Origin of the sequence: Corallococcus sp. AB049A (assembly GCF_003668885.1) — a bacterium.
In the GTDB taxonomy this organism is placed as follows: domain Bacteria; phylum Myxococcota; class Myxococcia; order Myxococcales; family Myxococcaceae; genus Corallococcus; species Corallococcus interemptor.
On the sequence record NZ_RAWL01000352.1, the window covers coordinates 1 to 9,199 of the forward strand.

Genomic DNA, 9,199 nt, shown 5'->3' on the forward strand with positions numbered 1-9,199 from the left:
GTGGGAGGCCGTGGCGGGGGGGCTGCTCGCGGGCGTTTTCGAGCTCCTGGCGATGCTCCTCGGCATTGGTGGAACCGGGGACCCGCACGGTGATGCCTTTCGGAAGGCCAGGGACCAACCCGATGCCATAGGCAATCTTGCGACTAAAACCCGTGGGGTCGATGAGCGGCTTGCCGTGAATGTAGAGTTCAGCCGAGGGACCGCCATCATTGAGTACCGCATCGGTGGTGCCGAACGCGGACAGCGTCGAGGAAAGCTCCTTCCTCAGAGAGTCTGACTCGGAGATCAGAAAGATGATGTAGCGGTCGGAGTAGCCGAGAATGCTCAGTTTGGTGGGTTTATTGTCGGTACCCGAGCTATCGAACACGCCATCCCTCATCACCGTCTTTTCGGAGCCGTACATCCATTGGCGGTAGGGCTTGTTCTCAGGATTGAACAGCTCGTTATTGGGAATGCGCTTGGCCTGAATACCGGAGTCGTCAACGGTGAAACCCATCAGCACATAATTGTCGCTCGGGGAGGCACCGACGTTCAGGCCGTCAAGGAACACCGGCGTGGTCGGCGTTCCTTCCTCGCACTTGTACGTGGGCATGGAGCACCAATAGCCCTTCTGGTCCTCGGGGCCCCAGTAGAAGCCGTTGATGGCGACGATCGCATTGTTCATGTCGCCGAGGGTCTGGAGCGTCCGCAGGTTCATAGTGCCGGGCTGCTTGTTGGGATCCCCGATGATGCCGGGCTGCTTGTTGGGATCCCCGTTGGGTTGGGCCAACACCTGCAGGTGCATCTGAGGAACAGTGCGATCGATGGTCACCACATGGACCGCTGGGTCATTGGCACTGCAGTCGTAGTATCTGATGCCCGGCGCCACCTCTTCGGAAGGGCTGCTCGGAGAGCACGTCCCTGCATGCGGGCGAGGTGGTTGGGGCGCGGGCGGGCCGCCAAGGGCCGTGCCGCCAAGGGGGAGCAAGGACAGCAGCAACCCGAACCCGACTGGCAGTGACCAGCGTGGTTTCACGACAGAGAAGACAGAAGGAAGGCGCCATTTCATTGGATAGGCCCTTTGCGGGGGTTCTGTGTTCATCTGCTCATGGGCGAGGGAACGTTCACGGAACGAGCGTGTCGGGCTCTCGCCAGAGGGCAATAGGGACAGCCGGGAAAAGGAGCGCGGGTCCTGAGCCCTGCCGCGACCGCTCAGTCCGCTGGAACGCGGCGTGCTGTCCATCCGGACGGCGTTGGCGGTGGGGACGCCGACCTTCCGGCTGAAGCGCTGAGCACCACCCTGTCAGCGCCCGACAGGTTGGGGAAAGGCGCGCAGGAACTGCGCGTCCTTCCAATCCCAGACGCGCGAGGGATTCCTGTCCACGTTCACCGGGAGGGAGCTCCAGTGGTGGACGTCAGGTGTTGCGCGCGGACCTCAAGCTGTGGTGGACACTCCCCGTTACGCCACGGCGCAGGAGCCTGGAAACTGCCCCTGCCCACTCGGAGCGCTCGCGCGAGCGTCCATGGCATGTGACTTGCCATGGGGCCGCGGATGCCCCATCGAAAGCTCCCTCCTCCAGGGCTGGCCACCGCGCGAGACGCGTGCGCGCTTCTTTGGCTCCTCCCGTTCCTTTTCTGGCTGGGCTGCTCCGGCAATATCGGGCCCGCGGGACCCACTCCGAATGGCGGGGATGCCGGCTGCGTCGAGCCCCCGCCCGCGGATGGCTCCGACGCGGGCGTGCCGGCCGACGTGCTCGTCCCCAGCCGCCTGCTGCGGCGCAGCGCGCTGGCGCTGAGAGGCGAGCCTCCGACGGATGAAGAGTACGCCGCGCTGGAGGCCGCCGGGACCGAGGCGGCGCAGCGCGCCTACGTCTCCGCCTTCGTGGACCGGACGCTCCAGGAGCCCACCTTCTACCGGACGCTGTTCGAGACGGCGCGCGACTGGTTCAACATCCCGCCCGTGGGGCCGACGGCGGATCCGCCGGAGTATGGCCTGCAGCAGCAGCGCTCCATCGTCCGGTGCCCCGAGGGCACGCCGAAGGCTGGAGCGTGGAAGTACTTCCGCGACGACAAGGATGCCTGTCAGGGCCTGAAGCCGGATGGCACGCCCGCGGAGGAGCGCTCCCTCGAGGCATGGTGGGCCCCGGGCGCCACGACGAGGCTGGTGGGCTTCGCGGCGAGCGTGTCGCCCACGGGGCAGACCTACGACGCGAGCGGCTTCCCGGTGACGGTGAACTGCGCCACCGCGGGCCCCGTCGCGAACTGTGGCTGCGGGCCCGCCGCCGCGCGCTGCCACGCGGACACGGGGAGCTATCCGGGCTGGGAGGACTACGGGCTTCACAGTCCACAAGGGCAGCGGCGACTCGTCGCCGAGGAACCCGCCCGACTGTTCGCGCACCTCGGTTGGCACGACCGGCCGATGACGGACCTCATCCTCGGCAACTACTCCGTGGGCCCCACGCGCCTGCAGGCTGCCTACGTCATGCAGGGCCTCGCCGGCGAGTTGACGTACCTGCTCGAGGACGACTCCTGGTGGAGACCGTCGCGCTTCGCCAGCGCACCGGTCGACCCCGACCACCGCCAGGGCGACCCGACGGCCTGGCGCGAGTACTCCGTGCCGGCCCGCAACCCCTTCTTCCTGGAGGAGCGGGACTACCGGTACGACCCGCGCACGCAGTCCACGGCCATGAAGGGCATCCCCGCCGCGGGCATGCTCACCAGCCTCGGCTTCCTCAGCGCCTATCCCCGCGAGCGCGTGCGCGGCGCGCGGGCGCTGGAGATGCTGGCCTGCGAGGAGCTCTCCCCGCCGCAGGGGCAGGAGTTCAACGAGTACAAGAGGGACCCGGGCACGGAGGGGACCTGCCAGCACTGCCACCGCCGGTTGGACCCCGCGGCCATCCACTTCAAGCGCTTCGCGAAGGTGGGGCACGGCTTCGAGGGCCATGGCGCGACCTACCCGATGCCGGGTGTGGGCACGGTGTGGCACTGGCCCGCGCGGTGGCGCACCGGCGAGTACCCCTATCACTCGGACCCGTTCAGCCACTGGAACCGCTGGTACATGCCGGACACGCTGCTGACACCCGTCACGCAGGCCCAGGCCGACGCGAATCCGGAGGCCGTCTTCATCGACTTCCTCCCTGCGGAGCAGAACCTGCTGGGCCAGACGAGTGACGGGACGGTGGGGCCGCTGGGTTTCGCCAAGCTCATCGTCGCCTCGGGCTCGTTCGACCGGTGTGTCGTGCGTCACCTGCACGCGCAGGTGATGGGGCGGGACATCGACCCGGCGAAGGAGGCGGGCTACCTGGAGGACCAGGTGGCGCGCTTCATCTCCGGGGGCCGCAAGGCCCGCCCGTACATCAAGGCACTCACGCAGTCGGACCTCTTCCAGAGGGGGCGCTGACATGAACCGCTACGCATGGCTCCTCGTACTCCCCTGGATGGCCGCCTGTAGCCCGGAGGTGACGCCGTCCACCCCCCGCTCCCAGACACAGTCGGCGTGCGGCACGCCGGCGACCTCGGAGACCCTGCGCGTCATGGAGGGCCTCAAACCGCACTGCGAGGGCTGCCATGCGCAGGGCGCGCGCGGCTACTTCGCCTCGGTGGAGGCCTTCCAGGGCCTGCTCGTCGCGGATGCGCGGCTGGTGAAGGCCGGCGACCCCGACGGAAGCGAGCTGCTGCGGCTGCTGGAGGGTCGGGGAACCGGTTCCTTCAAGCAGATGCCCATCGGCCAGAAGTCCTACGCGCAGCTCGTCTCGGAGGGCACCGCGAAGCTCCCCGTGGAGGCGGTGCGAGCCTGGATTCAAGGGCTCGGCACGCAGCAGCGTGATGCCCGGCCGGACCGCGACGCCCCGCGCATCACCCGCATGAGCGCGGCCCAGATGCAGCGCGCGCTCTACCAGCAGCTCGGGCTGGGGTACGACGACTTCTTCGTCAACGCGAAGGAGTTCGGCTTCGACATGGCGGAGTCCCGAGGCGAGGAGTACCTCCCGCTCCAGTCGCCGGACGCCATCCCCGCTCCCCGGCAGTACATCAGCGGCGAGCGCTACCATGGGCTGGGTGGAGGCTCGGTGATGAACCAGGTCTCCGCGGACCGGACCCCTTCGCCCACGCTGGCCCTGACGCTGACGCAGGTCTCCCAGCGCTGGTGCCGCAGGGCCCTGGCCCGGCAGGACAACACGGCGCTGTTCCCGAACGGTGCGGCGCGCACGGCGGACCCGGCCGACGTCAAGGCCACGCTGAAGCGCTGGTCGCTCCACTTCCTGGGAGAGCGCTTCACCGACGCGCAGGTGGACGAGCTGTACACGGACGTCTTCGTGCCGCTCTCGACGCCGACTGACACCGAGCCCGCCTACGTGGGGGTCTGCTCGTACTTCATCCGCCACCCCCACTGGATCTTCTACTGAGGCCCGCCATGAAGCTCTCTCGTCGCAATCTCTTTCAAGCGGCCTTCGGGGCCGCGCACGTCGGGCTGATGGCGCGGTATGGCCTGCCGTCGGCGATGGCGCAGTCGGCGTCGGGCCGGCCCACGAAGATGCTGGCCATCTGGCTGGTGGGCGGACTCCATTGGGAGTCCTTCTTCGCGCCGATGACCCGCGCGGGCATCCAGAAGTTCATCCCTCCCGCGCAGGGAGGCAACTACGCCTACGGGTACAACCCCGAGCAGGTGGAGCACCTGGATCGCTCTCCGGTGGACCTGATGTCCCCCGGGCCCGCGCGCAAGCTGCGCGTGCCCGTCTACTGGAACTGGTCCAATCCCGCGGACAGGAACGGGAACAACCCCGTCGTCGGCAACGCCCAGGTCTACCGCCCGGAGGGGTACGTGTGGGCCAACCCGGCCTACAAGCTCTACGAGAAGGCGGTGCTGCTGGTGGGAGCGGACCAGGGGACGGCGGCGCACGCGAGCGGCCTCATCGCGAGCATGTCCGGTGTCGCCGGCTCCACCTTCCGGGCTCCGTCGGTGCAGGCCGTCGTGGCCAACGCGATGGCGTCACGCTTCCCGGACCGGCCCCTGCCCAATGTCGCCCTGGGGGGGCCGCTGCCGATGGCGCTCGGGCTGCCCGCGCTGGCGAACCCGACGCTGCTCTCCTCCAGCGCGAGCGTGGAGCCCACGCTCTCCGACCGGCGGGACGGCACGTGGCACGGCCTGCGCGCGCGCAAGGACGAGCCGGACCTCGCCTTCGATGGCACGCCCATGTCCGGCGCGGTGCCCGCGACGGCGGTGGACTCGGCCCTGCTCAAGGCGGTGCGCCGCGAGCGAGGCACCTCCAGCGCCGGAACGGACGGGTACCTGGAGCAGCTCTACGACACGTACAAGGGCGCCAGTCGCACGATTCGCCGGGACATGCTGTCGGTGCTGGAGAAGACGCCCGCCTGGGAGAAGCTCAAGGCCGACCCCGCGTATCCCGAGGACTGGATGGCCTGCACCGGCTATGCGGATGCCTGCGGCACGATGCCGTCGATGGGGGACTATGCGTTCGCGCTCCAGTTGCTGAAGTCCGACCTGGTGTCGACCGTCAACCTGCGGGCAACGAGCATCGAGGGCTTCACCTTCGACTCCCACTTCGTCAACGGCCAGATCGTGCATGCCCAGTACCTGCGCATCGCCCTGGAGATGGTGGGGCGCATGTGCCTGGAGATGAGCCTGACGCCGAGCCGCTCGGACCCGTCGCGTTCGCTGCTGGATGAGACGCTCGTGTACGTCTACAGCGACTTCGGGCGGACGTTCCCCAAGGTGGGCAGCGACCACCACCCCGCGACGTGTGCCCTCCTGGTGGGAGGCGGCATCCAGGGGAACCAGATGATCGGCGGCTACGACGAGAGGATGGACGGCTCGCCCATGGGCATTCCGGTGAGGCTCGTCGAGGAGTCCGGGGACATCGCGACGCGGACGCCGACCTCGCAGGACGTCGCGGCGACGGTGCTCCGCGCCTATGGGCTCGTGCCCGGAAAGGACTTCTTCATCCCGGGCGGCTACGGCGTCTTCGACGGCGTCGTGAGGAGCTGAGTCAGTACCGCGGTGCCCCCCAACAGGACTGGACACAGATGCCCCCTCCCTCGCTCGTTCGAAGCCTTGTCCTCGGTGTGTTGATTCTGGGCTCAGCCGGCTGTTCCGGCGGTTCCACTTCGTCGAATGACGGCGGAGTTGTCGCGGAAGCGGATGCGGGAACCGACGCAGGTGCCAGCGCCTGCGCTCCGAGGCCCGCGCCGCCCGCCGCGCCCACGCAACTCGTCGCGGCGAGCGTCTCCGCCTTCGAAGTCTCCCTGACGTGGGCGCCGTCGACGACCGCCTCGGTCAAGCGCTACCGCGTGTTGCTGGGGGCGGGGCAGGTCGGACAGGTCGAGCGGCCGGCCTTCGCCCACCGCCCGGTCGTCCCGGGCGAGACGTACACGTACACCGTCACGGCGCTCACCGACGAAGGGGGAGAGAGTCTTCCGTCCAATCCGGTGACGGTGACGATTCCGGACCCACCCCCCGATGCGCTCTCCGGGTTGGCGCCGGGGCACTGGTACGCGTTCCCGAATTCGAACCTGCGGGCCGCGGCCCTCTCCCCCGCGATGCATCCGTGGCTCGGCTGGGGCGAGGGCATCAGCGGAATCATGAACGACTGGTCGAGTGGTGCCCTCGACACCCAACGCGACCGGCTCTACATCACCGGCGGCGGGCACAACGGCTACTACGGCAACGAAATCTACGGCTTCGATCTGCGGACGGGCGCGTGGGTCCGCCTGACCGATCCGGATCCGGTGAGCCCCGGAGCGGAGTGTCCCGACCGGGCGCTGGGCGTCAATTGCGCCATCCACACCTACGATGGGCTCGAATACCTGCCTCCGCCCTTCGACCGGTTCCTCGCGATTGGTTGGGATGGCTGGCCTCAGACAGCGCTCAACCTCGACACCCGGCGCTGGGAGAATCACCCCGAGCTGCCACAGCTCGGGACGCGCACCGGCTCCAACTCCGCCTACGACCCCAACACCCGCGTCCTCTGGTACCACTCCGGCGCGGAGGCGGTGTCGGTCTGGGATCCCGCCACCGGCAGGTGGACCATCCGCGGTGAGGCGGACCAACTCGGCTATTACAAGAACGCGGTCGTCGATCCCCGGCGCAAGCTGTACGTCGAGGTCGGTCAGGGCTCCACCGACACCTGGACCATCGACGCGCTGGGGAAGTTCGTTCCGAAGCGCACGCGGCTGGCGACCACGGGCGCGCGGGAGATTGAAGCGGTGGGAAATCCCGGCGTCGACTACGACCCGGTGACCGATCAGCTCGTGGCATGGAACGGGGGCGGGGACATCTACACGCTGAACCTCGACACCCGCGTCTGGACGAAGCGTGCGGCGCTGGGCACGGTGGTGCCCGGACCGGCCAACCTGAACGGGACGTTCGGGCGGTTCCGCTACGTGCCGAGCCTGAATGTCTTCGTGGTGGTCAATACCGTCGACACCCATGTCTTCGTCTACCGGCTCGATCCGAGACCTGCGCGCCTGTTGCGGCGCATCGACGTGACGGCGCCTGACGCGAAGGTCGAGGCGAACTCGACCGGCAAGCTGGGGGTGACGGCGGTGTTCCAGGACGGAACCTCGGTCGTCCCCACCTCGGGAATCACGTTCAGCTCGCTCGACCCGGAGGTGGCGACCCTGGATGAGGACGGCACCTTCCGGGCCATCAACCCGGGCCGGGCCCGGCTGCAAGCCAGCTACACCGATCCCCTCACCCGGCGCGGGCTGGTGGGCGCCCGGGTCATCGAAGTGGTGCCGATGACGGGCGACGTCGTGCTCGATGCGTTGACGATTCAGCCATCGTCGGCGCTCACGGTGGCTCGCGGCGGGACGGCGGGCCTCACGGCCGTCGGCTCCTACCACCGCGGCGCCGACCTCTTCACCCGCGACGTCACCTGCGAGGCCACCTGGAGCTCCGACGGCGCGTCGATCGCCACGGTGGCCGACGGCACGGTCAGGGGCGTGTCGGAGGGAACGACGACGCTCCACGCGAAGGTCGGGGCGGTGGATGCCCAGGCGGCCCTCGAGGTCATCCCGCGAGCGACCCAGGAGCTGATCGCGCTGAACTTCCAGCCTCCTGGACCGCCGATGGTGACGGGCTGGGCGGTGGCCGACGACTCCGCCTTCAACGCGACCCGCGGTTGGGGCTGGCAGGACGCGGTCGGTCTCCAGACTCGAGGCGACCGCAAGGGCACCCAGGATGCGCGCCTGGCCAGCTTCGTGCTGACGATGCAGACCGGAGCAAGGTTCCGGCTCCAGGTTCCCGATGGCCGGTACCACGTGGCGGCGTCCGTGGGAGACAACAACTTCGGAGCGGGTCTCGCGAGCGTGGAGCTCGCGGGCTCGGGCATCGTCTACGGCGTCGGCACGGGTAACACATCGGGGGCCAGCATCGTCGAAGCCTCTGGCGGCAAGGGCCTCGTCTTCGACGTCGTGGGGCCCATCAACTGGCTCGCGGTGATGCGGGTCAACGGCATGGACTTCAACGAGGTGCTCGCCGCGGCGAAGACCTGGTAGCTGCGCGTCCTTCCAATCCCAGACGCGCGAGGGATTCCTGTCCACGTTCACCGGGAAGGAGTTCCAGTTGTGCACGAGGTAGGGCAGGACGTCGGTGAAGAAGCGCGGCCCGATGGAGTGCCCGGCCCACCAGATGAAGAAGGAGGAGATGACCGCCCAGTGCAGGACGAAGATGAGGGCGAAGACGACCTCGTAGGGCTCCAGGCTGCGGCGGCGCCACCGCTGGACGAAGCCCACCACGCCCAGCACGAGGAACGCGTCACCTGCAAGGCCGAGCCGAAGAACTGGATGACAGAGACGGCCCCGGCTTGCCCATGACGGATGCCCTGCCTCCGCGCTCGCCGACGTTGTAGGGCTGGGGGCCATGCCCATCGACTCGGTGACCATGGACGCGGGTGAGCCCGTGGTGGTGGCCGCCGAGCGGCTCCCGAAGAAATCGAGGGGGCCGCACAACCAGCGTTTCGAGGGTCCTACGTATGAAGGGCGGACCGGGGTTCCCGCCGCGCGCAACGACGTGTCGACGCGGGCTGGGTCCGGTGGCCGCCGTTCCCCAACTCGCCCCCTCTTCGCTGGCGCGGCCGCGCGAAGCGCCTGTCCTCAGGCGTTCCTCAACGAAAGTACATTCACCATGCAGATGCAGAAATGGCTCGTGTCGACGGTGCTCGGACTCACCCTCGTGGGAGGCGCCGGCTGCGGCCCCCAGGAG

General features: G+C 68.6%; 6 protein-coding genes. 5 read left to right on the top strand and 1 reads right to left on the bottom strand.

From position 1 onward, the window contains the following. A partial coding sequence (locus D7X55_RS29550; protein ID WP_158626443.1) for a phosphodiester glycosidase family protein occupies positions 1–811 on the bottom strand: 811 nt, incomplete at its 3' end. A 906-nt stretch (positions 812–1,717) separates the two neighbouring features. Between D7X55_RS29550 and D7X55_RS29555 the strand changes: the two genes are divergently transcribed. The 5 genes from D7X55_RS29555 to D7X55_RS44865 form a co-directional block, all read left to right on the top strand. Then, a complete protein-coding gene (locus D7X55_RS29555; protein ID WP_233610146.1) occupies positions 1,718–3,379 on the top strand; it encodes a hypothetical protein in 1,662 nt (553 codons plus the stop codon). 1 nt (position 3,380) lies between these two features. Then, positions 3,381–4,382, top strand: a complete 1,002-nt coding sequence (locus tag D7X55_RS29560) for a hypothetical protein (protein WP_121724816.1) — start codon at positions 3,381–3,383, stop codon at positions 4,380–4,382. Positions 4,383–4,390: 8 nt separating this feature from the next. Then, positions 4,391–5,983, top strand: coding sequence for a DUF1501 domain-containing protein (locus D7X55_RS29565; protein WP_121724817.1), 1,593 nt, complete (start codon positions 4,391–4,393; stop codon positions 5,981–5,983). Between the two features lie 38 nt (positions 5,984–6,021). Then, complete coding sequence (locus tag D7X55_RS29570) at positions 6,022–8,493, top strand: Ig-like domain-containing protein (RefSeq protein ID WP_147470258.1); 2,472 nt, start codon at positions 6,022–6,024, stop codon at positions 8,491–8,493. Positions 8,494–8,857: 364 nt separating this feature from the next. Next, positions 8,858–9,199, top strand: a 342-nt coding sequence (locus tag D7X55_RS44865; RefSeq protein ID WP_233610147.1) for a hypothetical protein, incomplete at its 3' end; no start/stop codon positions are given.

Excerpts from the sequence above, each read along its gene's own strand:
- D7X55_RS29560 (WP_121724816.1), top strand. The coding sequence starts at position 3,381 with ATGAACCGCTACGCATGGCTCCTCGTACTCCCCTGGATGGCCGCCTGT.
- D7X55_RS29565 (WP_121724817.1), top strand. The coding sequence starts at position 4,391 with ATGAAGCTCTCTCGTCGCAATCTCTTTCAAGCGGCCTTCGGGGCCGCG.
- D7X55_RS29570 (WP_147470258.1), top strand. The coding sequence starts at position 6,022 with ATGCCCCCTCCCTCGCTCGTTCGAAGCCTTGTCCTCGGTGTGTTGATT.